We start from the raw sequence: 25,665 nt of genomic DNA, 5'->3' as shown, positions 1-25,665 counted from the left end.
ACCCGGTACCGGACGACCGCCGTCCGGAACTAGGTTGATCCGTATGCATCGCAGCCGCGTGTCCACGTTCCTGATCGACACCCACCAAGACGACGTGGCTGCGGCCACGGAGTTCTGGTCGAAAGCGCTCGGCGTCCGTACGTCGTCGCCCGAGGGCGAGCCTCAGTTCGTCTCGCTGCACAACGCCGTCCCCGGCTACGTGACGGCGATCCAGTCCGTCGACGCCGAGGCCCGGTACCACCTCGACATCGAGACCGACGACGTACCGGCCGAGGTTGCCCGCCTGACCGGACTCGGTGCGGTGCAGGTCGCCGACTGGCAGGGCTGCTACACGCTCCGCGCCCCGGGCGGCCACCTGCTGTGCGTGATCCCGGTCCACAGCGACCCTCAGGAGTTCGAGCTGCGCGCGACCGTCTGGGGCGACGAATGACGGTGACGGTCCGGGACCTCGTGCCGGCGTTCCTGGAGTTCTGGGTGAGCGGGGACTGGGACGAGTACGTCAGCCGGCATCCGGAGGTGCTGAACGATCTGGCCAGGTCCGGCCGGACGCTGCAGCCGGCCCACCGGGAGAAGGCGTTCGCGGCGTACGAGCAGTACGCCGACCGGATCCGCGCGAACGCGCCGCATACCACCCGCTGGATCGAGCAGGCGGCCGAGCGGGTTGTACCGCTGCTCGACGCCGCCGAGGTGGACGTCGACGGTGTCGCGATGGTCGGGCTCGCGACGTCGAACGGCTGGGTCGCCGACGGGACGCTGTACCTGGCGGTCGAGCTGATCCCGGACGAGCGCGCCGCCAGGATCCTCGCCGCGCACGAGATCGCCCACGCGCTGCAGGCACCGCTTCCGGAGCAGCCGTGGGCCGACGACGGGCCGCTCGGGCAGGACATCTACAGCGAGGGGTTCGCGACCGCGCTGACGGCCGAGCTCTTCGGGGAGTACTCGCTCGCCGAGCACCTGTGGTTCGGCCCCGGGTACGACGAATGGCTCGCCGACTGCCGGCGTCACGACGCGGTGGCCCGCCGGGAGATCCTCGCGAACCTCGCGTCCGAGGACGCCGAGGTGATCCGCCGGTTCCTCACGCTGAGCGGCGACTCGCCCTTCCCGCAACGCATCGGCTACTACATCGGAACGCTGTTCATTCAGCACCTGCGCGAGCAGCACGAGTGGCCCGAGCTCGCCCGATGGTCCACGGACCGGGCCATGAAAGAACTGCGCACCTGGCTCACGGACTCGTCGGCCGACAGCAGAAAAGCGTCGGTGTTGGGTAGCCCCGGCCTACGCTCCGACGCATGACTGAACTTGCGGCGACGTTCAAGCAGGAGGCGGTAGCGGAGGCGTACCAGCATCGGCCCCCGTATCCGGACGAGGTGTTCGACCGGCTCGTGGACCTCATCACCGACGCCCCGCGCCGGGTGCTCGACATCGGTGCCGGTGAGGGCGCGATCGCGCGGCCGCTGGCGCCGCGGGTCGATCACGTCGACGCGATCGACTTCTCGCAGCCGATGGTCGACACCGGCCGGCAGCGTCCCGGCGGGGACCACCCGCACCTGAGCTGGCAGGTGAATCCGATCGAGTCCGCCGACCTCGACGGCCCGTACGCGTTGGTGACCGCCGGCGCGAGCATCCACTGGATGCCGTGGGAGGCGACGTTCGCCCGGATCGTTCCGCACCTGACGCCGAAGGCGCAGCTGGTCGTGATCGAGCACGGGCCGGTGGACATGCCCTGGCGGGACGGTGTCATCAAGGCGATCCAGAAGCATTCGCGCAAGCAGAACCATGACCCGAAGTACAGCGTCGTCGACGCGATCCGGGAGCGCGGTCTGCTCGACGTGAACGGTACGGCGCGCACCGAGCCGGTCGTGTACCGCCAGCGCGTCGAGGACTACGTCGAGCAGTTCCACTCGACGTCGAGCCTGGCCCGCGACCTGATGCCGCCGGAGGAGGCCGCCGACTTCGACGCGATCGTCGAGGCAGCGGTCCGCCCGTACGCCCAGAACGGCGTACTGGAGCTGAAGGTGCAGGCCGAGCTCAGCTGGGGTCGCCCGAAGCTCCCGAGCTAGCCGCGCGGCCGAGCAGATAGACCTGTTCGGGCGTGCTCTGCGTCAACCGGGCGGCGAGCTCGTACGCCTCCCGCGCGGCCGCGTGGTCGCCGGCCAGTTCGAGCAGGTGCGCGCGGACGGCGGCCAGCCGGTGATGGTCGCGCAACGCCGGATCCACGTCGGCCAGCAGCTTCAGCCCGGCGTCCGGCCCGTGCACCATCGCGACCGCGACGATCCGGTTCAGCGTCACCATCGGCCCGGGCGCCGTCGACTCCAGGAGTTCGTACAGCATCAGGATCTCCCGCCAGTCGGTCTCGGCGGCGTCCGCGGCCGCGTCGTGCACGGCCGCGATCGCCGCCTGCAGTTGGTACGGCCCGACCGGCGCCGAGCGCAGCGTCGCCTCGACCAGTTCGGTGCCCTCGGCAATCGACGCCGCGTCCCACAGCGACCGGTCCTGCTCCGGCAACGGCACCAACGCGCCCGTCGCCGTGGTCCGCGCCGGCCGCCGCGCGTCCGTCAGCAGCATCAACGCCAGCAGCCCCGCGACCTCACCTTCGGCCGGCAGCAGCGCGAGCAGCTGACGCGTCAGCCGGATCGCCTCCGCGGACAGCTCGACCCGGTGCAGCGACGGCCCGGACGACGCTGTGTAGCCCTCGTTGAAGATCAGATACAGCACATGCAGTACGGCGGCCAGCCGCTCGGGCTGCTCGGCCGCCGGCGGCAGCGCGAACCGGGCGCCCTGGAGCTTCGCCTTCGCCCGGCTGATCCGCTGCCCGATAGTTGCCTCCGGCACCAGAAACGCACGGGCGATCTCGCCGGTCGTCAGCCCGCCGACCGCCCGCAGCGTCAGCGCCACCTGGGACTGCGGCGTCAGTCCCGGATGACAGCACAGCATCAACAGCGTCAGCGAGTCGTCGGCCGCCGACGCCGGCTCCGGGGGAGTCCACGACGCCACCGTCTCCTCGCGTCGCGTCCGGGCCGCCTCGCTGCGCAGTACCTCGATCCGGCGCCGGGACGCGACCGTGATCAGCCAGCTCCGCGGATTCTCCGGTACGCCGTCGCTCGGCCACTGCAGCGACGCCGCGAGCAGCGCCTCCTGGACGGCGTCCTCGCAGGCGTCGAAGTCGCCGTACCGCCGGACCAGCGCGCCGAGCACCTGCGGCGCCTGCTCGCGGAGCAGCTCCTCGAGCATCAGCTGTACGCGCCGAGGTCACGCACCGGGCGGATCTCGACGACGCTGAACGGCGCCTCCGGGATCTTCGCGACGATCTCGGCCGCGCGGTCCATCGACTCGCAGTCCAGCAGGTAGAAGCCGGCCAGTTGCTCCTTCACCTCGGCGAACGGGCCGTCGGTGGTCAGCGGCCTGCCGTCGCGCACCAGCACCTGCTTGGTGAGGGCCGGGTCGTCGAGCGACTCCGACGCGACGAGCTCCTGACGGACGGCGAGCTCGGCGTGCAGAGCGGCGTACCCCGCCATGCCTTCCTTCTTCTGCTCGTCGGTCAACGAGTCCCAGACCGCGCGGGACTCCGGGTTGCCGTAGATCAGTACCAGGAACTTCATCTGCCCAGCGTAAGCAGCACGAAGGGTATCGATTGAGACTGTATCGATTTGAGGAAGGCCGGGCTTCCCCCGGCATGGCCGGGCGTAAACCTGTCGAAGCACCCCAGTAGAGTTACGACGGGTATCCAGGGTGGAGAGAGGGAGGGGTCGCGTGCCGGACTTGGAAGTGTCCGACCGGGTGTGGACGATCCCGAACGCGCTCAGCTTCCTGCGGTTGCTGGGGGTGCCGCTCTTCCTGTGGCTGGTGCTCGGGCCGAAGGCGGACGGCTGGGCGCTGCTGGTGCTCGCGGTCTCCGGGTTCACCGACTGGGCCGACGGCCAGATCGCCCGCCGGATGAACCAGACCAGCCGGCTCGGCCAGATGCTCGACCCGGTCGCGGACCGGCTGTACATCTTCGCCACCGTGCTCGGCCTGGCGCTGCGCGACATCATCCCGTGGTGGCTGGCGATCGCGCTGCCGCTGCGGGACGTCCTCCTCACGCTGACGCTGCCGGCGCTGCACCGCCGCGGGTTCAACGCGCTGCCGGTGCACTTCCTCGGCAAGTCCGCCACGTTCTGCCTGCTGTACGCGTTCCCGCTGCTCCTGCTCGGCGACGGCGACAGCACACTCAACCTGCTGGCCCGCGTGGTCGGCTGGGCGTTCGCGATCTGGGGGACCGGTCTGTACTACTGGGCCGGCGCGCTGTACTTCGCCCAGCTGCGGCACCTGGTCCAGACGGTGAAACCGATCAAGGACACGGCCGGGTGACCCAGCAAGCCCCCGAGCAGCCCCCTGCCCAGTCTCCTGGGCAGACGACTCCGCGGCGCGTCGACGCGTCGATGTCCCTGCTGAACAACCTGATGGCGCACCCGATCGACGAGGGGTACGCCGTCGCCGCCAAGACCCGGTCGAAACAGGGCGGCAACCAGGCCCGGTCCCGGCACCGGGTGCTGCTGGTGGTGGCCGCCGCGGTCCTCGGCTTCCTGCTCGCGATCGCCGCCGCGCAGAACTACCGCAGCGCGCCCGAGGCGGAGAAGCAGCGCAAGGAACTGATCGACCGGATCAACCAGGCCGACAACCGGCTGACCGATCTGCGCAACCACCAGTCCCAGCTGTCCGACGAGGTCCGCGGCCTGCAGGCCAGCGGGCTGAGCAACGACAGTACGGGCGCGGCGCTGCAGCAGAAGCTCGACGACCTGGAGCTGCAGACCGGCGCGATCGCGGTCACCGGTCCCGGGATCAAGGCCGTCATCGACGACGCGAAGAACGCCGACGCCAAGGAAGGCCGGCTGCTCGACGTCGACCTGCAGCAGCTCGTCAACGGGTTGTGGACGGCCGGCGCGGAGGCGATCTCGGTGAACGGCCACCGGCTCACGGCGCTGACCGCGATCCGCGGCGCCGGCAGTGCGATCACGGTCGACTACAGTTCGCTGACCCCGCCGTACACGGTGCTCGCGATCGGCGACACCGCGACGATGCCGGCCCGGTTCGCGCAGAGTTCCGGAGGGCAGTGGGTGCAGTACCTGGTCAGCAACTTCGGTGTCCGCAGCACGATCACGACGGAGGATTCCTTGCTGGTCCCGGCCGATGCGACGATCGCGTTGCGCTATGCGAAGGTGAGGCCGAGATGATCGCCGTACTCGGCCTGGTGATCGGGGTCGTGGTCGGCCTGCTGGTCGCCCCCGACGTCCCGGAGTGGGCGCAGCCGTACCTGCCGATCGCGGTCGTGGCCGCGCTGGACGCGGTGTTCGGCGCGCTCCGGGCGTTCCTGGACGGGATCTTCGACGACAAGGTGTTCGTCGTCTCGTTCGTGTCCAACGTGCTGATCGCGGCGCTGATTGTGTACCTCGGCGACCAGCTCGGCGTCGGCTCGCAGCTGTCGACCGGTGTGGTCGTCGTGCTCGGGATCCGGATCTTCACCAACATGGCCGCGATCCGCCGGCACATCTTCCGGGCCTGACCATGACCGACGACACCCCCGACCCCAGGACCCCGGACCCCAAGCAGCCGGACCTCGAGAAGCAGGCTCCCGAGAAGCCCGCCCCCGGGAAGCAGGCTCCGGAGAAGCAGGCTCCCGAGACGCCGACGCCGATGCCGGCCGCGAAGCCGCGGACCCCGAACCTCGCGCTGCGCCGGCTGAAGGCCGGGTTCAAGCCGTCCCGCGGGCAGGCGATCGTGGCGATCGTGCTGGCCCTGGTCGGCTGTGTCGCGGTCGTCCAGGTCCGGGTCAACCGGGCCGACGACGGGTACCAGAACGCCCGCCGCGAGGACCTGATCGCGATCCTCGACGGCCTCGGCCAGAACACCCGCCGGCTGGAGAGCGAGATCGCCGACCTGGAGGAGCGTAAGAACACGCTGTCCTCCAGCGCCGACAAGGCACAGACCGCGCGCGAACAGGCCGAGGCCCAGATCCGTACTCTCGGCATCCTGGCCGGCACCATGGCCGCGGTCGGGCAGGGGGTCCGGATCACGCTGAACGACCCGCAGGGCAAGATGACCTCGAGCAACCTGCTGGACGCGATCGAGGAACTGCGCGACGCCGGTGCCGAGGCGATCCAGATCAACGGGTCGGTCCGCGTGGTGGCCAGTACGGACTTCGTGGACGACGCCCCGGGGATCCGGGTGGACGGCCAGAAGCTGACCTCGCCGTACGTCATCGAGGCGATCGGGGAGTCCCACAACCTGGCCGAGGCGGCCAACTTCCCGGGCGGCCTGGTGAGCGAGGTGACCGGTCCGCAGATCGGCGGAACCGCCGAGGTGAACGAGTTGAGCAGCCTGTCGATCACCGCCTTGCACGCGCCGGAGGAGCATCGTTACGCTCGCCCGGCGCCCAGCCCGACCAAATAGCCGAGCAGTAGCCGATCAGTAGCTGTACTTGAGTGAAAGAGGAACGAAGGTGTACCCCGAAGACCTGAAGTACACGGCCGAGCACGAGTGGCTGAAGGCCGGCGAGAACGGGCCCGTGCGGGTCGGCATCACCGACTTCGCGCAGGACCAGCTCGGTGACATCGTGTACGTGCAGCTGCCCGAGGTCGGCAGCACGGTGCGGGCCGGCGACGCCTGTGGGGAGCTGGAGTCGACCAAGAGCGTCAGCGACCTGTTCGCCCCGGTGAACGGCACCGTGACCGCCGTCAACGAGGCGCTCGCCGACCAGCCGGACCTGGTGAACAGCGACCCGTACGGCGAGGGCTGGCTGCTCGACATCGACGTCGAGGACGCCGCCGAGGTGACCGCCCTGATGGACGCCGACGCGTACCAGGGCCAGCTCGACCAGGGCTGACCACGGACTGATAGCGTTACCGGACCTCAACTGCTGGTCGAGGGTTGAGGTCCCCTCATCTTGTTCCAGCACGTCACACTGTCAATACGGGGTCTATCGAAGACGTCGCCGGACCGCCGGCGATCGGGAGGATCACAGCATGCCGTTCTGCAACCAGTGCGGGCACGAGAACTCCGAGGGCAGCAGGTTCTGCTCGCAGTGCGGAGCGATGCTGCCTGGCGCGGACCGCCCGGCGGCAGCTCCGGCGTCCCAGCCTGTCCAGCCCGGCCAGCCTGGTGTTACCGACACCGCGATGCTGACCCCGATCGGTGCCGAGCCGGAACCGGAGCAGACCGGTGAGCCGCTGACCGCCGACGACCAGGCCGCCGTCGGTGCGCTGCCGGCCGGGTCCGCCCTGCTGATCGTCCAGCGCGGGCCGAACGCGGGCAGCCGGTTCCTGCTCGACGTCGACGTGGTCACCGCCGGACGGCACCCGGACAGCGACATCTTCCTCGACGACGTGACGGTGTCCCGGCGGCACGCCGAGTTCCGCCGCGACGCGTACGGCGTGAAGGTCCGCGACGTCGGCAGCCTGAACGGTACGTACGTGAACCGGGACCGGATCGACGAGGTCCAGCTGAACAACGGCGACGAGGTCCAGATCGGCAAGTACCGGCTGGTGTACTACGCCAGTGGCCAAGCCTGAGCCGCCTGAGCGGTCTGCCGGCAGCCGCGGCATCGGTGAGGTGCTGCAGCTTCTGCAGGCCGAGTTCGCCGACGTCACGATCTCCAAGATCCGCTTCCTCGAGGCCGAGGGGCTGGTGACGCCGGCCCGGACGGCGTCCGGCTACCGGAAGTTCAGTGCCGCGGACGTCGACCGGCTGCGGTACGTGCTGACCGCGCAACGGGACCAGTACCTGCCGCTGAAGGTGATCAAGGAACATCTCGGCGCGATCGACCGCGGCCTGCAGCCGGCCGCGGCAGGTCCGCCGGTCGCGCCGACGGCGCTGCCGCAGACCCCGGGCCAGCCGGTCGCCGACGACTTCGATGCCGCCGGCACCGAACTCCGGCTGACCCGCGAGGAGCTGCGGGCCGCGGCCGGCGTACCGTCCGGGCTGCTCGACGAGCTCGAGGGGCACGGCCTGGTGGTGGCCACCGGCAACCACTATTCCGGCGACGCGATCGTGATCGCGAAGGTCGCGGCCGAGCTGGCGGCGTACGGGCTGGAGCCGCGGCACCTGCGCGCGTTCCGGACCGCGGCGGACCGGGAGGTCGGCCTGATCGAGCAGGTCACGGGTCCGAAGCGCACCGACCAGACCGCTGAACTGGCGGCGCTCACTGTGCGTCTGCACACAGCACTGGTCCGGTCCCGCCTGCCACGACCCTGACCCTTCCGTCCGGAGTAGGCTGGTGGCGTGCGCGAAGTCGACGTGGTCGGAGTCCGGGTGGAGATGCCCTCGAGTCAGCCGATCGTGCTGCTCCGGGAAGTCGGAGGTGAGCGGTACCTGCCGATCTGGATCGGCGCGGCCGAGGCCAGTGCGATCGCTTTCGCCCAGCAGGGCATGGAGCCGCCCCGGCCGCTGACCCACGACCTGTTCGCGGAGACCATCCGCGTCCTCGGGCACACCCTCAGCCAGGTCCGGATCGTGAACCTGACCGACGGGATCTTCGAGGCGATCCTGGTGTTCGACGACCAGACCGAGATCTCGGCGCGGCCGTCGGACTCGATCGCGATCGCGCTGCGGACCGGGACGCCGGTGTTCTGCACCGAGGAGATCCTGGCTGAGGCCGGGATCCCGGTTCCGGACAGTGAGGCCAACGGTACCGACGAGGTACAGGAGGAAGAGGAGGTCGAGCGGTTCCGGGAGTTCCTGGACCAGGTGACCCCGGAGGACTTCGACAAAAGCTGACCAGCTCAGCACCGAAGCCGGGTGGGATGCGGAGCAGCCCCCGGAGGCTGCGGGGCCGGACAAGAGCGACTTGGTAACGATTCGTACGACGGTCGCGACACGCTCGCGGCTCGACGCGGTTGTCGTTGACCCGGTTAAGGCGGCGGCTTACCGTGAAGAAGTCGTGGGGTGCTGTCACTCCACGGAGATGACTCGTTCCAGTCGGTATCCAGGGAGGCTCAGGCGTGACACGCACCGGGGACACGGATCTGACGCAGTCGGCTTCCGACGCGCACGCCGAGGCAGCCGCTACTGCCGGCGTCCAGGGTCTGCTGTTCGACGACGACCTGCGGCCGATGCCGGAGGATGTCGGATTCCGCGGTCCGACGGCCTGCGCCGCGGCCGGGATCACGTACCGGCAGCTCGACTACTGGGCCCGTACCGGCCTGGTCTCGCCGTCTGTCCGGCCGGCCACCGGCTCCGGGACGCAACGGCTCTACGGCTTCCGCGACGTGCTGTTGCTGAAGGTGATCAAGCGGCTGCTGGACGCCGGGATCTCGCTGCAGCAGATCCGGACCGCGATCGCGCACCTGAGCAAGCGCGGCTTCGACGACCTGACGCAGATCACGCTGATGAGCGACGGCGCGTCGGTGTACATGTGTTCGTCGCCCGACGAGGTCATCGACCTGCTGGCCGGCGGCCAGGGCGTGTTCGGGATCGCGCTCGGCGGGGTCTGGCGTGAGGTCGAGGGCTCGCTGTCCGAGCTGCCGACCGAGCGGGCCGACGGCCACGACGACGAGGACGCTGATGGTCACAGCGGTCACGCCGGCGACGAACTCGCCGCCCGGCGTCGCGCGCGGATGACCGGCTGACATAGCTTTTCCTTGTGCGCCCACTCACTGCTGATTCGCTCCGCGGTGTGTGGGCGACTTTGTTGTTACCGCTGAACGCTGACGACTCGATCGACTGGGGCCGCCTGCAGTCTCAGGCTCAAGTGCTGGGTGAGACTTCGCTGGCCGGCGTGTATGCGCACGGGACGGCGGGGGAGTTCCAGACCCTTACCGAGGACGAGTTCGACCGGGTGAACGACGTACTCGCTGCTGTTGGCAAGCCGTTCCAGATCGGGGCGTCACATCCGTCGGCTCAGGTGCAACTGTCGCGGGTCGAGCGGGCCGCGAAGCTCGCGCCCGGCGCGATCCAGGTGATCGCCCCGGACTGGTTGCCGTTGAACCCCACCGAGATGCTGGACTTCCTGCGCCGAGTGGGTGAGACGGCGGACGGCGTGCCGTTGGTGTTGTACAACCCGCCGCATGCGAAGACAGCTGTCACGCCGGAGCAGCTCTGCGAGCTGGCCGAGGCGGTGCCGAGTCTGATCGGGCTGAAGACGGCCGGTGGTGACAGAGCGTGGTTCGACGCCGCGCTGCGATCGGGGCCGGCGATCTTCGTGCCGGGGCATTTCCTGGCGAGTATGTCGGCACTCGGCGCGCACGGCAGCTACTCGAACGTGGCCGCGCTCTCCCCGAACGGTGCGGTCGCGACCGCACACGACCTGGACGTCGAGCGGCGGATCGCCGAGTTCTTCGCGGCGCACGTCGTACCGCTGCAGCAGGCCGGGCTGTCGAACCCCGCGCTCGACAAGTTCCTCGCCGCGGTCGGCGGCTGGGCGGACGTCGGGACCCGCGTGCGCTGGCCGATGCAGGCCGCGACCGCCGAGCAGGTCGCGGCCGCGCGGCCTGCCGCCCGGGACCTGCTGCCCGAACTCTTCTGAACTGTCCTGGGATTCCTGGTAGCCTCGACACTGCCGTTCACAGCACTCGGGAGAGACCCGTGTCATCGGGCGCCGAAGGGGCAATTCCTCCCCGGAACCTCTCAGGCCCACGGACCGAGTGTCACAGGCGACTCTGGAGCGTTCGCGCGTGACAGAGGGGGAGGCCACCGGCAGCGACAGTCAGCATCGGAGCCTCTAGTGAACGACACCCCTCAGCTGTCCGCGACGTTCGCGGACCGGCACATCGGACCGCGTCCGGACGAGATCACGCGGATGGTCCAGCTCCTCGGGTACGACGACGTCGACGCGCTCGTCGACGCCGCGGTCCCGGCCTCGATCCGCTCCACCGAGGCGCTGCGGCTGCCCGAACCCGCCTCCGAGGTGGACGCGCTCACCGAGCTCCGCCAGCTGGCCGGCCGGAACACGATCGCCACCTCGATGATCGGCCAGGGGTACTACGGCACCTTCACGCCGTCGGTGATCGTCCGCCGCCTGGTCGAGAACCCGGCCTGGTACACCGCGTACACGCCGTACCAGCCGGAGATCTCCCAGGGCCGGCTCGAGGCGCTGCTGAACTTCCAGACCGTGGTCTCCGACCTGACCGGGCTGCCGACCGCGAACGCGTCGCTGCTCGACGAGGGCACCGCGGCCGCCGAGGCGATGACGCTCGCGCATCGCTCCAACAAGAAGAGCAAGTCGGACCGGTTCCTGGTCGACGCGGACACCTTTGCGCAGACGATCGCGGTCGTGAAGACCCGGGCCGAGGCGCTCGGCATCGAGGTCGTGGTCGCGGACACCACCGACGGTCTGCCCGAGGGCGACTTCTTCGGCGTCCTCGTGCAGTACCCGGGCTCGAACGGCGTCGTCCGCGACCTCAAGCCGCTGATCGCCCAGGCCCATGAGCGCGACACGCTCGTCGCCGTTGCGTCCGACCTGCTCGCGCTGACGGTCCTCGAGGCGCCGGGCGAGGCAGGCGCCGACATCGTCATCGGTTCCTCCCAGCGCTTCGGCGTCCCGCTGTTCTACGGCGGCCCGCACGCCGGCTTCATGTCCGTCCGGACCGGGCTCGAGCGGTCGCTGCCCGGCCGCCTGGTCGGTGTGTCCGTCGACGCGGACGGCGCCCCGGCGTACCGGCTGGCGCTGCAGACGCGGGAGCAGCACATCCGCCGCGAGAAGGCCACGTCGAACATCTGTACCGCGCAGGTCCTGCTCGCGGTCGTCGCGTCGATGTACGCCGTCTACCACGGGCCCGAGGGTCTGCGCGCGATCGCGGAGCGGGTGCACGCCTACGCCGGCAAGCTCGCCGCTTCGCTGCGGGCCGACGGTGTCGAGGTCGTGCACGACGACTTCTTCGACACCGTGCTCGCTCGCGTCCCGGGCCGCGCCGCCGACGTGGTGGACGCCGCCCGGCAGAACGGGATCTGGCTGCGGCTGGTCGACGCCGACCACGTCGGGATCTCCTGCGACGAGAAGACCGACGTCGCCACGCTGACCCGGGTCTGCCAGTCGTTCGGCGGCCAGTACGACGACACGCTCGGCGCGGCGGAGGTCGCCGTACCGCGGACCACGGAGTACCTGACGCACCCGGTGTTCAACACGCACCGGTCCGAGACGGCGATGCTGCGGTACCTGCGCAAGCTGTCCGACTACGACTACGCGCTGGACCGCGGGATGATCCCGCTCGGGTCCTGCACGATGAAGCTGAACGCGACCACCGAGATGGAGCCGGTGACCTGGCCGGAGTTCGCGGACCTGCACCCGTTCGCGCCGGTCGAGGACGCGGCCGGCTACGTGAAGCTGATCGGGCAGCTGGAGCGCTGGCTGGCCGAGGTCACCGGGTACGCGAAGGTCTCGATCCAGCCGAACGCCGGCTCGCAGGGGGAACTGGCCGGGCTGCTCGCGATCCGTGGGTACCACCGCGCCCAGGGCTCCGAGGACCGCAACGTCTGCCTGATCCCCGCGTCCGCGCACGGGACCAACGCTGCCTCCGCGGTGATGGCCGGCATGAAGGTGGTCGTTGTCAAGGGCAACGACGACGGCACGATCAACCTCGGCGACCTGCGCGCGAAGGCCGCCGAGCACGCCGATCGGCTGGCCGCGATCATGATCACGTACCCGTCCACGCACGGCGTGTACGAGGAGAGCGTCCGCGAGGTCTGCCAGGTCGTCCACGACCACGGCGGCCAGGTGTACGTCGACGGCGCCAACCTGAACGCCCTGCTCGGGCTCGCGAAGCCGGGCGAGTTCGGCGGCGACGTCAGCCACCTGAACCTGCACAAGACGTTCTGCATCCCGCACGGCGGCGGCGGTCCGGGCGTCGGCCCGGTCGCGGTCGCGGCGCACCTCGCGCCGTACCTGCCGAACCACCCGCTGCTCGACCAGGCCGGCCCGGAGTCCGGCGTTGGCCCGATCAGCGCGGCGCCGTTCGGCTCCGCGGGCGTGCTGGCGATCTCGTGGGCGTACATCCGGATGATGGGTGCGGAGGGCCTGACCGCGGCGACCAAGGCCGCCGTACTGACCGCGAACTACGTGGCGAAGCGGCTCGAGGGCGCGTTCCCGGTGCTCTACACCGGCGAGAACGGGCTGGTCGCGCACGAGTGCATCCTGGATCTGCGCCCGATGACCAAGGAGACCGGCATCTCCGTCGACGACGTCGCGAAGCGGCTGATCGACTACGGTTTCCACGCGCCGACGATGTCGTTCCCGGTGGCCGGCACGCTGATGGTGGAGCCGACGGAATCTGAAGATCTAGGGGAACTGGATCGTTTTTGCGACGCGATGATCGCGATCCGGCACGAGATCGACCGCGTCGCCGCCGACGAGTGGCCGGCCACCGACAACCCGCTGGTGAACGCCCCGCACACCGCCGAGTCGGTGATCAACGACAAGTGGGAGCACGCCTACACTCGCGAGGAGGCCGCGTTCCCCCGCTCGGTGGACCGCACCTCCAAGTACTGGCCACCGGTCCGCCGCATCGACGGCGCCTACGGCGACCGCAACCTCATCTGCTCCTGCCCTTCCCCGGAGGCCTTCGAGTAATGTCCTTGCGTCCCAAGGCCGCATCCGCGTCCTCCGCGCGTGCTGCGCGGCACTCGGCACGGCACCTCGCCGCACTGGAGCAAAGGGCACGATGCTCCGCATCGAACCCTTCACTCCAGCACGCCGATGCACCGCACCGAGCACCTGCTCGCGACTGCGCGGAGGACGCGGATGCGTCCTGATACCGCCGCAGCCCTGTACGCCGAGGTTGCGGTGGCGCAGGGGGAGTCGAAGTTGCCTTCGGTGAATGCGGGGGTGGTGCGGGACGGGGCGTTGGTGTGGACGGGGGCCCGGGGGCGGTTCGCGACGGCGGATGGTGGGTTGCCGGGGGCGGACGTGCAGTACCGGATCGGGTCGATCACCAAGACGTTGACCGCGGTGCTGGTCATGCAGTGCCGGGACGACGGACTGCTGTCGTTGAACGATGCTGTGGGCAAGCACCTGCCGGGGGTCGCGTTCGGGGACCTGACGATCCGGCAGCTGCTGGCGCACAGCGGCGGGATGAACGCGGAGCCCGAAGGTCCCTGGTGGGAGCGGAATCCGGGGGTGTCGTTCGACGAGCTGACCGCGGCGATGAGTGACGCGCACGCGGTCGGGCCGGCGGATCGGCGGCACCACTACTCGAACCTCGGGTACGGGCTGCTCGGCGAGATCGTCGCCCGGCTGCGCGGGGCGTCCTGGCTGGAGCTGGTCCAGCAGCGCGTTCTCGGGCCGCTGGAGATGCGGCGTACGACGTACTTCCCGGAGGCGCCGGCCGCGGACGGGTTCTCGGTGAACCCGTTCAGCGGGCAGCTGGACCCGGAGCCGGCGCACGACTCGCGGGCGATGGCGCCGGCGGGGCAGTTGTGGAGCACGATCGAGGACCTGGCGCGGTACGCCGCGTTCTGGATCGACCCGGTGCACGAGGTGCTCAGCCGGGACTCGGTCGAGGAGATGGCGACGCCGGTCGCGGCGGATCCGCGCGAGGGTCTGACCGCGTCGTACGGGCTCGGGTTGCGGCTGATCGCGGACGACCCGCAGCTGCTGATCGGGCACACCGGGTCGATGCCGGGCTTTCTCGCCGGGCTGTTCGTGGACCGGGCCCGCCGGGTCGGCGCGGTCACGCTCGGCAACGCGACGTACGGGCGGGTGGCGTCGCTGGCGCCGGATCTGATCCGGATCCTGGCGAAGTACGAGCCGCCGGTCACGCAGGAGTGGGTGCCGGAGCCGCCGCTGGCGCAGGGTGCGGAGCTGCTCGGCCACTGGTACTGGGGCAACACGCCGCTGACGATCTCGGTCTGCGGCGGCATCCTGCAGCTGTCCGGCGGGCTGACCACCCGGCTCTCGCCGCTCGGCCCGGACCGCTACCAGGGCCGCGACGGATACCTCGCGGGTGAAACGCTGCACGTCGTCCGCGACGGCGACACGGTCAACCACCTGAACATCGCCACGTTCGTCCTGACCAGGACGCCGTACGGCCGCGACTAGCTGTCAGGAGGCTGTCAGGGCGGTGTCAGCACGCCCCGTGAGGGTGGATGCATGACGAACTCCATCACTCTCACCGACACCGACAAGACCACGCTCGCCGTCGCGGCGCACGGCGCGATCGCGCTCGTCGTCGCCGCGGGCGTCAAGTCCGCCGGGAAGATCGCGGTCGCGGGCTCGCTCGCGCTGGCCTCCGCGACCGGACCGGTCGGGCACGCGCTCGACGAGAAGCAGAAGGGCCTGAAGCTCGACGGCAAAACGACCGCCGAGCTCGCCGACCAGGTGTTCCCGGCGCTGACCGCGGCGATGCACCTGCTCAAGGCCCACGACCAGGCGGCGGCCGACGACTTCCGCAGCACCGTGCTGACCGCGGTTGACGCCGGCGCCCGGGCCGAGCGCGGCGGCACCGGCCCCGCGATGACCGAGATGATCCGCAAGATCACGAACGCCCTCGATGCCTGAGGATCGGCGTTTGTTCTTACCAGCATTCCTCACGGAGGGTAGTGTGTGATCCACCGCATGGAGTAGATCAGGGGTAGATCGCCCGGCTACTACCGGGAGGGCGCAGGTTCGAATCCTGCCTCCATGTCTGAGCGCTGTCCGACGGACGGGGGTTCGGGATGGGGAACACGGCTCGGCTGCGGCACGCGCTGGAGCAGGTGCTGGCGTCCGATGACCCAGCGGTACGGCGGCGCGCCGCGGTGCGGGTGGACGCGTGGCGTGGGGTGCTCGACGAGCTGGCGCCGGGGGAGTCCGACCGGGAGCGGTTGAACCTCTGGTACCTGGGCGACGAGGGCCTCGCGGAGCTCGGGCAGGCGTTGCGGACCGGCTGCTACCGGATCGACGTACCGGAGCAGGGTGCGTTGCTGGTGGTCGCGTGGCTGCTCGAACACGACCACCACGCGGCGGCGCTCGACCTGGTGGCGGAGCTGCGTCCGTTGATGCACCGGCTGCGGTTCACTCCGTCGTTCAGCCCGGCGCCTTCAGGTGCGGTCGTACGCCGGAACACGGTGGACGACGTCCGCGTCCAGTTGCGGCAGGCAACCGTACGGCCGCGGATCGCCGCGATGCGCGAGACGCTCCAGGTGTGGAACCCGCTGTACGACCAGCTGGTCGCGCTCTGGTGCGACACGGTCGACGGCGATCTCCCCGAACTGTCAGACGGCGGCGTCACCGGCGGCTGGCCGTGCCGGGTCTGGCCGGACGACTGGGCGGAGCGGCGCCGGCGGTGGATGGACGACTACAAGCTGGCGACGGAGCTGCACCGGCCGCGGCCGTGGAAGAGCAACTTCACCCGGCTGCGGATGGCGCTGGAGCTGTGCCCCGACGACAGCTCTGCGCTCGACGGACGGGCGGTCGGCTGGATCCGGCGGGCGCTCGCGAACACGATCAGCGCCCACGGCGCGCCGGGATCCGCGGACCGCGAGGCCTTGCGTACGACGCAGCGTGCGGTGGCGGCGCAACCGGCGTACGCGACGCTGGCCCATGTACTGAGCGCGCGGCTCGACGCGTTCCCGCGGACGGGCGGACTCCCCGAGCTGGCGCCGATCGCGGTCCCCGTCGACTGTACGGAGTCACCGGCGGCGTCCGGGGTGGCGATCCCGGACCACCTGCTGGCGAAGGCGGCGCGCGCGCTCGAGGCGCCGATCGGCGAGCTGGTCGAGCGCGGCGTGATCGGCTCCGGCGAGGTGCTGGCCGAGGTACTTCCGCAGGTCACCGCACAGTTGCTGGCGGCAAACATCAGGGACCCGGCGCTGGCGTCGGTGTACGCCCGGACGTACGCGGCCTTCCGGCGGCGATGCCTGCTGCTGAGGGATCTCGAGGAGCAGGTACGCTTCGGCGGCCTGCCGTGGGTCGACGCCGTCGTCCCGTACCGCGACCAGTCCAGCCAGGCGACCCGGGCCGCCGTACAGACGTTGCGCGAGACAACGACCGTGGCACTCGGGGCGTTCCCACAGGCGGTATTGCCGAATCCTCTGGTCCGCGAGTTCGGCGCCCTGGCGGCGCAGGCCGGGCTGCAGCTGCCGTTGGTGGAGGAGGCCGAGCACGACCTGGCGGAGCAGCGTGCAGCGGCGGCCGTCGCGAGCCGCGTCCTCGCCGGCACGTTCTACGCCAGGTACTACGACCTGCCGCCGTCCTGGCCGACCACCGAGTCACGCCTCCGCCGCCGCCGAACGACCTCCGACTTCGCGGACGCCTGCATGCGGCGGGCCGCGGCCGCCCACGGCACCGCGCTGGAGCAGAGCCAGATCCTCACCACGAGCAACCTCGCCGTCCTGATCGACGCCCTCGACCTCGCCGACTGGCTGCACGAAGTCGGCCCCGAACTGGCCGAACGCGCGTTCGCCGCAGCACTCGAACAACCGCAGGCATCGGCATGGCGCCAGGCAATCTTCTACCTGAGCTACTGCGACCCCATGTCGACGTTGAGCAAACTTCACGCCCGGCACCCGGACCCAGCAGTCACCGGCCTCCTCGACATCGCCGCCGGGCACCGATTCACACCCGACGGCCGCACCCCCAACGGCGGCCGCCGCTTCCCGGCCGCCTCATGACCTCTCCAACCGATCAGCCTCGTCGGTGAACCCGGCATCCCGCAGCAGCTCGACGGCATGCAGAACCACACCGCCCGTCAGCGCGCCGAGGTGCTCCCGGACGACGACTACCGCTTCGTCGACGAACTCCTGCCTGCGTGTATCCCGTGCGGCGTGGGCGAGATCGTCCAGGAGTTCGTCGTACTGGCGCGCATCGACGGCGGCCAGCGTACGCCGTAGGCCGAGGCCCTCACGCAACACCGGCAGCGCCTCGTCGGATCGACCTATGACGCCCAGGTTTCGGCCGATCTGCGCGCAAGCCCCCGCGTAGTCGGAGCGGTGCTCGTCGCTCTCCGACGCCAGGCGCCGCCATACGTCGAGAGCTTCGTGCCAGTGCGTGATGCCGTCGTCGACCTCGTCCAGGTTGACCAGGCGGCTCCCGAGCAGGCTGAGCGCGCCCGCGAGCTCGGGTCTGCGACTTGGCCGCCTGGCAGTCAGAGCGCGCTCGTACCCGACCCACTCCTTCGTCACCTCCAGCGCCTCCTGCCGCTGGTACAGCTCGCGCAAGGTCTCCGCCAGCCCCCGGGCGGTGTCTGCGGCATTCTCCAGCTGCTCCGGGTCGGTCGCCACCAAGCGCCGGTACAGCCCTGCCGCCTCCTGGGAGACCGGTAGTGCCGCGGACCACTGCTCAGCGCGCCGTCGCTCCAGGGCGAGATTCTGGAGATGCAGGGCGAGTACGACGTCCTGTGTCGCGATCAGGGAGCGCTGGATGACGATCGCCTCCTCGGTGAGCGTGATCAGCTCGTCGTAGCGCTTCAAGGCGCCGAGGGTGACGGTCAGGTGGTTGAGCGACCTGGACAGGTCCGCCCGGCGACTCGGGTCGGCGGTGACGACCTCCCGCCAGGTCGTCACCGCCTCCCGCGCAATCGGCTCGGCTTCCTCGAATCGTCCGAGCTCCGAAAGCTGCTCACGATGCCAATCCAGCGTCCACGCCAGCGTCTGGAGGCCTTGGTCCGGATGTTTGGCGGCGAACTTCCGGTAGTGCCGAAGCGCCGTACGGCCCATGCCCACTGCGTCCTCGCCCTTGAGACGCCGGCCCATCATGACGTGGGCGCTACCGAGCGCTCGCTGCAGCCGGGGCTTGCCCGGCTGCATGCCGATCAGCACCAGCACGAGGCCGAGGATCACCAGCGGCTGGCCGAACGGCAGGCCGAGAGCCCAGCCGACCACCCCGCCGACCACGAGAAGCTCGCCGACCGCGATCACCCACGGCCGGAGAAGTGTGTTGCGGCCGCTGTGCGCCGGGATCACCATCTCAGCTCCCTTCCCCTTGCCGAGTGAGATGCACCAACCGGCCGGATCGTTGGGTGGATGGTGACGATCGCCACTCCTGCGGGTGGGTGAGTTGACACGGTGCGTACTCCCGACAAAAGTTAGGGCTGCCTTAGTAAGGGTTGCCTTACTCGACAACTTCCCGGGAGAACTGGATGTCGCAGCCCGCGCGGCTGACCGCCGTGACAGCACCGACAGCACTAGTCCGCGATCCGTTCGCTGCTCGTTGGCCGTTGGCCTCGACGGTGGTGGATCGTGAGCGGGGACCGTTGCCGCACGGCTCGCCGGGAACGGTACTGCGGCGCGCCGCCGAGGTGCTCGGTGAACCGCGTGTCCCGTCGACGGGCGTGGGGGAGTCGGCGGCGCTGGACCTGATCGCGGGGCTGCTCGACGCGCACGGGATCGACCTCAGTCACCCGCACGCGGCGGCGCACCTGCAGCCGCCGGTCCTGCAGGTTGCGGTCGACGCCGATGCGCTGGCGTCCGCGAGCAACGCCTCGTTGGACACGTACGACTCCGGCCCGGCGACGCTCGCGATCGAGCAGTGGGTGGTCCGGGCGCTCGCCACGCTGGCCGGCTTCGGACCGCAGGCGGACGGAGTACTGACGCCTGGCGGGTCGATCTCGAACCTGCTCGCGGTGCTGATCGCCCGCGACAGTGCGGCCGCCGCGGCCGGTGTCGACGTCCGCCGGAACGGTCTGCAAGGTCTCCACCAGCCGGTGGTGTTCTGCTCCGAACTCGCCCACTTCTCCGTCCAGCGAGCCTGTGCCGCCCTCGGGCTCGGTGAGGAGGCCGCGATCACGATCGCCGCCGACGAGAACTTCCGGATGCGGACCGACGTCCTCGCCGCCGAGCTGGCCAAGCCCGGCCGGACGCCGGTCGCGGTGATCGCGACGGCCGGTACGACGGACTTCGGGTCGGTCGACCCGATCGCGCCGATCGCCGCGCTGGCCCGGGAGTACGGCGCATGGCTGCACGTGGATGCGGCGTACGGGTTCGGGGCGCTGTTCTCCGATCAGCTGGCGCCGTTGCTCGCGGATGTCGCGCTCGCGGACTCGGTGACGCTCGACCTGCACAAGATCGGCTGGCAGCCGGCCGCGACCAGCGTGCTGCTGGTGGCGGACCGGAACCGGTTCGCCGCGTTCGACCGCTCGGTGGACTACCTGAACCCGGCGGACGACATCGACTCCGGGCTGGACGGGCTGCTCGGCCGCAGCCTGCAGACCACGCGCCGGCCGGACGCGGTCAAGGTCGCGACCACGCTGACGGCGTACGGGCGGGCCGGGCTGGGCGCGATGCTGGACACGTGTCACGAGCTGGCGCAGGCGGCCGCGGTACGAATTGTTGCCGACAGCAACCTTGAGCTGCTGGCGCCGGTGACGTTGACGACGGTGCTGTTCCGGGTCGCCGGTGCGTCCGACGAGCTCCAGGGTGAGGTACGGCGTCGGTTGCTGACGTCGGGCCGGGTGCTGATCGGCCGGACCAAGCTGCCCGGCTCGGGAGCGGTCACGCTGAAGCTGACGTTGCTGAACCCGAACACGACCGTGGCGGACATCGAGGACCTGCTCGACCAGGTTGTCGCCACCGGTCTCGACGTCCTGACCGGCGAAGGAGCCGCGTGAGCACTGCAGTTGCCGCCCACCTGAACGCGATCCTGCGCTGCTACACGCGGGAGTCGTCGGTGCCGGTCACCGTCGGATTGTTGACAATCGACATCGGGCGGTCGACCGTGACGGCCCGCGTCGAGCACGCCTCGCGGACCGGGTTGCACCAGTTCACCGACGTACTGCTGGACGGTGCGCCGCCGGCGCCGGAGGAACTGGTGCGGGTGCTGTCGGCGGACGCGGATCCGGGGGAGGTCGACGACCTGGCGGCGCGTACTGCGGAGTCGGTACGGAACGTCGCGCTGTTCGTGGAGCAGGCCGACGGCCAACGCGGGCCCGGGCGTTTCCTCGAGACCGAGCAGGCGTTGCTGTTCGGGCACCTGAACCACCCCGCGCCGAAGAGCCGGGACGGACTGAGCGGCGACGAGCTGGCGGCGTACTCGCCGGAGCTCGGCGGCCGTTTCGCAGTGCACTGGTTCGAAGCCGACGCCGAACTGGTGTCGTCGGACCAGGTGGCCGGCGCGCCCTCGCTGCAGGGACTGGACGCTGTGCAGCTGATGGGCGCGCTGGCCGGTATCACCCCGTCGCCGGGCCGGGTCCTGGTCCCGGCCCACCCGTGGCAGGCCGCGGCGGTGCTGCAGCGTCCGCGGGTGGCCGACCTGATCGCGGCCGGCCGGGTGAAGGCGCTCGGGCCGCACGGCGCGCAGTGGTACCCGACGTCGAGTCTGCGGACCGTGTTCCACCCGGATTTGCCGGTGATGCTGAAGCTGTCGCTCGGCCTGCGGATCACGAACTCGCGGCGCGAGTCGACGCCGACCGAACTGCGCCGCGGACTCGAGATCAACCGGCTGCTGGACTCGGCGTACAACGCGGGGACGGCGACCGCGCATCCGCGCTTCAGCATCGTCCGCGACCCAGCGTGGGTCGCGCTGGACGAGGGCGGGCCGACGCTCACCGGACTCGACGTCGCGGTCCGGGAGGTCCCGGCGGACGTCAACAGTTACGCCTGCCTGGCCGGGCTGGTCGCGCCGCGTCCGGGCGGGATCAGCCGGCTGAGCGAGTTCGCGGCCGAGGACCCGGCCGGGTGGACGGCGGCGTACATCGACAACGTCCTGGTGCCGATGCTGCACCTGTACGCCGAGACGGGCATCGGGCTGGAGGCGCATCAGCAGAACACGCTGGTCCGGCTGGACGGCACCGGGCGGATCAAGGGCGGCGCGTATCGCGACAACCAGGGGTACTACCTCGCCTCGTCGTACGTGCGCGGGCTGCTCGCGGTCACCGGCCTGCGGGACTCGACGCTGGCGGTCGTCGACGATCCGATTGTCGACGATCGGCTGACGTACTACCTGCTGCACAACCAGGCGCTCGCGGTCGTTGGTTGCCTGGCCGCGGACGGGATCGCCGACGAGGACGCGCTGCTGTCCGTCGTCCGCGATCGGCTGCGGTACGCGCTGCCGCTGCTGAACGCGGCCGGGCCGGACGGCGACCGCCTGGCGCGGCGCTGGCTCGAAGCGGAAACTCTGCCCTGCAAGGCGAACATGCTGACCCGGCTGCGCGGCATCGACGAGGTGGTCGCCCCGTTGGACGCGCAGTCGGTGTACCTCGACATCCCGAACCCGCTGCGGTGACGTCGTTCGTACTGCGCCCGGCCGTCCCGTCCGACGCGCCGCGGATCGCATTGTGGATGGCCCAGCCGCATGTACGTCGGTGGTGGCACCAGGGCTGGTCCGTGGAGCGCTGGGCGCAGGAGGTCGAGCAGCAGGCGGCGGGGGAGCACTCCCAGCCGTGTGTGGTGACGCTGGACGCGGAGGAGTTCGCGTACGTCGAGCTGTACCGCGTCAGGCACGACCGGCTCGCCGACTATTACCCGTACGACGACGAGGACTGGGGCGTGCATGTCGCGATCGGCGACGGCACCCGGGTAGGGCGTGGTCTTGGGCGGCAGCTGCTCCGGCAGGTCGCGGACACGGTCCTGCGGGCTGAGCCGGGCTGCCCTCGGGTGGTGGCTGAGCCCGACGTCGAGAACACGCCCTCCGTCCGCGCGTTCGCGGCCGCGGGGTTCGTCCAGTCCGGGGAGCTCCAGTTGCCCGAGAAGACAGCAGTACTGATGGTCCGGACCCGGGCCGTGCAGGAGGCATGAGATGTACGACGTGATCGCGATCGGCTGCGGGCCGTTCAACCTCGGGCTCGCCGCGCTGGCGGACGGCGTGGACGACGTACGGCTGGCCGTGCTGGACAGCCGGCCGGAGTTCACGTGGCACCGGGGGCTGATGTTCGAGGACGCGATGCTGCAGGTGTCGTTCCTGGCGGACCTGGTCAGTCTGGTGGAGCCTGCACACCACCTGTCGTTCCTGTCGTATTTGAAGGACAACGACCGGCTTTACCAGTTCTACGTACGGGAGAAGTTCCATCCGACACGGCGGGAGTACGAGGCGTACCTGCGGTGGTGCGCGGCGCAGTTGGAGTCCTTGCACTTCGGGCATCACGTACGGTCGGCCGAGTGGAACGGGTCCGCGTTCGAGCTGACAGTGGAGCGTGGTGACGCCGCTGAGCACTTCGAGGCGCGACACCTCGTGGTTGGCGTCGGGACCGAGCCTTTCGTACCTGCGGCCCTGGCTGGGCTGCCTGCTGAGCGGTTCCTGCATTCGGCGGACTACCTGTTCCGTCGGGAGGACCTGCTGCGGGCCGGGCGGGTGACGGTGGTCGGGTCCGGTCAGTCGGGTGCTGAGTGCGCGTTGGACCTGCTACGCGCCGACGGTCCCGCTGTGTCGTGGCTGACCCGTACGCCGTCGTTCGCGCCATTGGACTACTCCAAGCTGGTCCTGGAGATGACGACACCGTCGTACGTCGACTACTTCCACGCGCTGGACGAGCCAACGCGCGACCGGCTGGTGAAGGAGCAGTGGCGGCACTACAAGGGGATTTCCTCGGAGACCTTGGACGACATCCACGACGTCTTGTACACAAGGGATCTGGCGGCTGAGCTCCTGTGTGGTGTGGCCGTCGTTTCGGCTGAAGCGCGTGCTGACGGGTTGGAGCTCACCATGCTGCACGCTGACAGCGGGAGGACGTTCCAGCACACTACGGACGCTGTGGTGGCTGCGACGGGCTACCGGAACCGCTCGCTGCCGTTCATGGACTCTTTGCAGGACAAGCTCGAACACGACGCTGCCGGTCGCTGGGTGATCAACCGCGACCACGGTGTGCGCGGTGCGTTGGACGGGCGCGTCTTTGTCGCCAACGCGGACCTGCACAGTCACGGCGTTGCTGCACCGGACCTAGGCATCGGTGCGGTCCGCAACGCGGGCATCTTGAACAGCGTTGCCGGTCGTGAGGTGTTCCGGCTGCCCAAGACCACCGCGTACACGACGTTTGCGATTCCCGGATGAGTACGTGGACACAGTGCTCGTCGGAGCTACTCGCGAAGCTCATCTCCCAGTTCTGCACGGAGGGGTTGCTGGAACCGGTCGAGAATCGCCTGGAGTTCGGTGCGGTGTCGTACGTGTTCGAGGCGACCCGTGGTGGTTTCGGGAGCTGGCGGGTCGATCCTGCGTCGATTCGCCGTACCACCGCCGGGATCCTCGGGAACGACGAGAGCGAGCCCGCCACGGACCCGATCCAGTTCTTCGTCGACGCGGCCGACGTACTGGGCGTGGACGGGTCCACGGCGGCCGGGTACGTCGCGGAGCTCACCAGCACGCTCGCGGCCGACGTACGGATGGCCGAGACCGCAGTACCCGCGACTGAGCTGCTGGAACTGCATCACAGCCAGGTGGAAGGGCATCTGACCGGACACCCGCTCCTGGTCGCCAACAAGGGCCGGCTGGGCTTCTCCGCCGCAGACAGCGAGCAGTACGCCCCGGAAGCGCGTACTCCGCTGCACCTGGTCTGGCTGGCCGTACGACGCGGCCTCGCCGAGTTCCGCGGTACGCCGGACCTCTCGGAGCACGGCGTCATCGCTCGCGAGCTCGACCCGGAGACCGTGTCGACGTTCCGCGCCCGGCTGGACGACCCGGACGCGTACGTGTGGCTGCCGTGCCACCCGTGGCAGCTCGACCACGTCGTACGCACGCAGTGGGCGCGGGAGCTGGCCGCCGGCGAGATCGTCGTGCTGGGGGAGAGCCCCGACGAGTACCTGCCCACGCAGTCGATCCGCACGATGGTGAACATCGGCCGGCCGGACCGCTACCAGGTCAAGCTGCCGCTGAAGATCCTCAACACTTCCGTCTACCGCGGCCTCCCCGAGCACTGCACGCTCGCCGCCCCGATGATCACCCAGTGGCTGCGTGGCCTCTGGTCCCGCGACGACGTGTTCCGCACCCTCGGCACCGAACTCCTCGGCGAGGTCGCCTCGGTCACCGTCCCGCACCCGCAACTGTCCACCCACCCCGGCATCCCGTACCAGTGGACCGAAACCCTCGGCGTCATCTGGCGCGACCCCGTCGACCCCCGCCTCCGCGACGGCGAAACCGTCTGGCCCCTGGCCGCCGTCCTGCACCCCGGCTTCACCGCGGCCGCGATCACCCGCGCCGGCACCGACCCGCACACCTGGCTCGCGCACCTGGTCGGCACCCTCCTCCGCCCCCTGCTGCACCTCCTCCACCACTACGGCATCACCGTCAACCCGCACGGCGAGAACCTCGCCGTCATCTGCAGCCCCCAAGGCCTCCCGGCCCGCCTGGTGATCAAGGACCTGGTCGACGACATCAACCTCTCCACCACCCCGATCATTGCCCGCGGCCCCGAACCCGACTCGCACGCCCGCGTCCTGCCCAGAAAACCCTGGCCGGTCCTGCGCCAATACCTCGTCGACGCCCTCCTCCTCGGCGTCCTCAACCCGCTGACCGCACAGCAACACCTACCGGAGGAAGCCTTCTGGGGCCTGGTCCGCGGGGAGATACACCGATACACCGAGGAACACCCTGAATACACCGACCGGCTGGCTGCGACCGGACTGACCGGTGCCACCTTCCTGCGTTATCCGCTGAACGGATACCGGCTGAAACTCGGTTACACCGACCTGGACACGCGTCCACCGATACCGGTGACCGGCACCATTCCGAATCCACTGCACACCGTTGGCCCGGTGTATTTAGAAACGATCTTGCCAAGCTAATCGGGATGCGCAGACAATGCCCAGTGAACTTGTTACCGCCGCGCGGGGGCGCGACGGACGAGAGAATTGGGGAGGACG

At 70.0% G+C, this 25,665-nt stretch carries 25 protein-coding genes, 1 tRNA gene and 1 riboswitch; of the genes, 23 read left to right on the top strand and 3 right to left on the bottom strand.

All coding sequences use genetic code 11. From position 1 onward, the window contains the following. The first annotated feature begins 43 nt into the window (after positions 1 to 43). Genes ACXJJ3_RS04910 through ACXJJ3_RS04900 form a run of 3 tightly spaced genes read left to right on the top strand, consistent with a single transcriptional unit; the run spans position 44 to position 2,060 of the window. Positions 44 to 430 (top strand): VOC family protein, encoded by a 387-nt coding sequence (locus ACXJJ3_RS04910; protein WP_458168732.1) that lies wholly within the window; start codon positions 44 to 46, stop codon positions 428 to 430. Continuing rightward, entirely contained in the window at positions 427 to 1,293 is an 867-nt protein-coding gene (locus ACXJJ3_RS04905) for a hypothetical protein (protein WP_458168731.1), read from the top strand. Before ACXJJ3_RS04910 ends, ACXJJ3_RS04905 begins: the two co-directional genes overlap by 4 nt. Next, positions 1,290 to 2,060: a class I SAM-dependent methyltransferase gene (locus ACXJJ3_RS04900; protein WP_458168730.1), complete on the top strand. Its 771-nt coding sequence runs from the start codon at positions 1,290 to 1,292 to the stop codon at positions 2,058 to 2,060. The genes ACXJJ3_RS04905 and ACXJJ3_RS04900 overlap by 4 nt, the downstream gene beginning before the upstream one ends. Here the strand turns inward: ACXJJ3_RS04900 and ACXJJ3_RS04895 are convergent. Then, a complete protein-coding gene (locus ACXJJ3_RS04895) occupies positions 2,029 to 3,231 on the bottom strand; it encodes an RNA polymerase sigma factor (RefSeq protein ID WP_458168729.1) in 1,203 nt (400 codons plus the stop codon). The genes ACXJJ3_RS04900 and ACXJJ3_RS04895 overlap by 32 nt on opposite strands. Further along, positions 3,231 to 3,599, bottom strand: coding sequence for a YciI family protein (locus ACXJJ3_RS04890; RefSeq protein ID WP_458168728.1), 369 nt, complete (start codon positions 3,597 to 3,599; stop codon positions 3,231 to 3,233). The genes ACXJJ3_RS04895 and ACXJJ3_RS04890 overlap by 1 nt, the downstream gene beginning before the upstream one ends. A 151-nt stretch (positions 3,600 to 3,750) precedes the next feature. On the opposite strand from ACXJJ3_RS04890, the gene ACXJJ3_RS04885 reads away from it, so the two are divergent. From ACXJJ3_RS04885 to ACXJJ3_RS04815, 15 genes are all read left to right on the top strand, one after another. Continuing rightward, the gene (locus ACXJJ3_RS04885; RefSeq protein ID WP_458168727.1) at positions 3,751 to 4,347 is read left to right on the top strand and encodes a CDP-alcohol phosphatidyltransferase family protein; all 597 of its coding nucleotides are present in this window, start codon (positions 3,751 to 3,753) and stop codon (positions 4,345 to 4,347) included. After that, entirely contained in the window at positions 4,344 to 5,210 is an 867-nt protein-coding gene (locus ACXJJ3_RS04880; RefSeq protein WP_458168726.1) for a DUF881 domain-containing protein, read from the top strand. Before ACXJJ3_RS04885 ends, ACXJJ3_RS04880 begins: the two co-directional genes overlap by 4 nt. Beyond that, complete coding sequence (locus ACXJJ3_RS04875; RefSeq protein ID WP_132285273.1) at positions 5,207 to 5,539, top strand: small basic family protein; 333 nt, start codon at positions 5,207 to 5,209, stop codon at positions 5,537 to 5,539. The genes ACXJJ3_RS04880 and ACXJJ3_RS04875 overlap by 4 nt, the downstream gene beginning before the upstream one ends. 2 nt (positions 5,540 to 5,541) lie before the next feature. Next, on the top strand, positions 5,542 to 6,426 hold the full coding sequence (locus ACXJJ3_RS04870; protein ID WP_458168725.1) for a DUF881 domain-containing protein: 885 nt from the start codon (positions 5,542 to 5,544) through the stop codon (positions 6,424 to 6,426). A gap of 49 nt (positions 6,427 to 6,475) precedes the next feature. Continuing rightward, a complete protein-coding gene (gcvH, locus tag ACXJJ3_RS04865) occupies positions 6,476 to 6,859 on the top strand; it encodes a glycine cleavage system protein GcvH (RefSeq protein WP_458168724.1) in 384 nt (127 codons plus the stop codon). Between the two features lie 139 nt (positions 6,860 to 6,998). Further along, complete coding sequence (locus ACXJJ3_RS04860; RefSeq protein WP_458168723.1) at positions 6,999 to 7,544, top strand: FHA domain-containing protein; 546 nt, start codon at positions 6,999 to 7,001, stop codon at positions 7,542 to 7,544. Continuing rightward, complete coding sequence (gene ftsR / locus ACXJJ3_RS04855) at positions 7,531 to 8,226, top strand: transcriptional regulator FtsR (protein WP_458168722.1); 696 nt, start codon at positions 7,531 to 7,533, stop codon at positions 8,224 to 8,226. The genes ACXJJ3_RS04860 and ftsR overlap by 14 nt, the downstream gene beginning before the upstream one ends. 27 nt (positions 8,227 to 8,253) lie before the next feature. Next, positions 8,254 to 8,748: a bifunctional nuclease family protein gene (locus ACXJJ3_RS04850; protein ID WP_458168721.1), complete on the top strand. Its 495-nt coding sequence runs from the start codon at positions 8,254 to 8,256 to the stop codon at positions 8,746 to 8,748. A gap of 224 nt (positions 8,749 to 8,972) precedes the next feature. Continuing rightward, the gene (locus ACXJJ3_RS04845; RefSeq protein WP_458168720.1) at positions 8,973 to 9,599 is read left to right on the top strand and encodes a MerR family transcriptional regulator; all 627 of its coding nucleotides are present in this window, start codon (positions 8,973 to 8,975) and stop codon (positions 9,597 to 9,599) included. 14 nt (positions 9,600 to 9,613) lie between these two features. Next, positions 9,614 to 10,495, top strand: a complete 882-nt coding sequence (locus ACXJJ3_RS04840; protein ID WP_458168719.1) for a dihydrodipicolinate synthase family protein — start codon at positions 9,614 to 9,616, stop codon at positions 10,493 to 10,495. Positions 10,496 to 10,532: 37 nt separating this feature from the next. Continuing rightward, positions 10,533 to 10,622: riboswitch (glycine riboswitch) on the top strand. 71 nt (positions 10,623 to 10,693) lie between these two features. Beyond that, positions 10,694 to 13,534: an aminomethyl-transferring glycine dehydrogenase gene (gcvP, locus tag ACXJJ3_RS04835; protein ID WP_458168718.1), complete on the top strand. Its 2,841-nt coding sequence runs from the start codon at positions 10,694 to 10,696 to the stop codon at positions 13,532 to 13,534. A gap of 171 nt (positions 13,535 to 13,705) precedes the next feature. After that, positions 13,706 to 15,001, top strand: a complete 1,296-nt coding sequence (locus ACXJJ3_RS04830; RefSeq protein WP_458168717.1) for a serine hydrolase domain-containing protein — start codon at positions 13,706 to 13,708, stop codon at positions 14,999 to 15,001. A gap of 51 nt (positions 15,002 to 15,052) precedes the next feature. Further along, positions 15,053 to 15,460: a hypothetical protein gene (locus ACXJJ3_RS04825; RefSeq protein WP_458168716.1), complete on the top strand. Its 408-nt coding sequence runs from the start codon at positions 15,053 to 15,055 to the stop codon at positions 15,458 to 15,460. A 56-nt stretch (positions 15,461 to 15,516) separates the two neighbouring features. Continuing rightward, positions 15,517 to 15,587 (top strand) — tRNA-OTHER (locus ACXJJ3_RS04820). A gap of 31 nt (positions 15,588 to 15,618) precedes the next feature. Further along, positions 15,619 to 17,553: a hypothetical protein gene (locus ACXJJ3_RS04815; protein ID WP_458168715.1), complete on the top strand. Its 1,935-nt coding sequence runs from the start codon at positions 15,619 to 15,621 to the stop codon at positions 17,551 to 17,553. Here the strand turns inward: ACXJJ3_RS04815 and ACXJJ3_RS04810 are convergent. After that, positions 17,548 to 18,846, bottom strand: a complete 1,299-nt coding sequence (locus ACXJJ3_RS04810; protein ID WP_458168714.1) for a tetratricopeptide repeat protein — start codon at positions 18,844 to 18,846, stop codon at positions 17,548 to 17,550. The two genes, ACXJJ3_RS04815 and ACXJJ3_RS04810, sit on opposite strands and share 6 nt — an antisense overlap. Before the next feature lie 173 nt (positions 18,847 to 19,019). On the opposite strand from ACXJJ3_RS04810, the gene ACXJJ3_RS04805 reads away from it, so the two are divergent. From ACXJJ3_RS04805 to ACXJJ3_RS04785, 5 genes are read left to right on the top strand one after another with little or no spacing between them, the layout of a single operon-like run. Beyond that, entirely contained in the window at positions 19,020 to 20,486 is a 1,467-nt protein-coding gene (locus ACXJJ3_RS04805; RefSeq protein ID WP_458168713.1) for a pyridoxal phosphate-dependent decarboxylase family protein, read from the top strand. Continuing rightward, positions 20,483 to 22,099 (top strand): IucA/IucC family protein, encoded by a 1,617-nt coding sequence (locus ACXJJ3_RS04800; RefSeq protein WP_458168712.1) that lies wholly within the window; start codon positions 20,483 to 20,485, stop codon positions 22,097 to 22,099. Before ACXJJ3_RS04805 ends, ACXJJ3_RS04800 begins: the two co-directional genes overlap by 4 nt. Continuing rightward, positions 22,096 to 22,611, top strand: a complete 516-nt coding sequence (locus tag ACXJJ3_RS04795; RefSeq protein ID WP_458168711.1) for a GNAT family N-acetyltransferase — start codon at positions 22,096 to 22,098, stop codon at positions 22,609 to 22,611. The genes ACXJJ3_RS04800 and ACXJJ3_RS04795 overlap by 4 nt, the downstream gene beginning before the upstream one ends. A 1-nt stretch (position 22,612) precedes the next feature. Then, entirely contained in the window at positions 22,613 to 23,860 is a 1,248-nt protein-coding gene (locus ACXJJ3_RS04790) for a lysine N(6)-hydroxylase/L-ornithine N(5)-oxygenase family protein (RefSeq protein ID WP_458168710.1), read from the top strand. Beyond that, on the top strand, positions 23,857 to 25,587 hold the full coding sequence (locus tag ACXJJ3_RS04785; protein WP_458168709.1) for an IucA/IucC family protein: 1,731 nt from the start codon (positions 23,857 to 23,859) through the stop codon (positions 25,585 to 25,587). The genes ACXJJ3_RS04790 and ACXJJ3_RS04785 overlap by 4 nt, the downstream gene beginning before the upstream one ends. The last annotated feature ends 78 nt before the right edge of the window (positions 25,588 to 25,665 follow it).

It is taken from the genome of Kribbella sp. WER1, from assembly GCF_054189145.1.
This window is presented reverse-complemented; position numbering and strand designations above follow the sequence as displayed.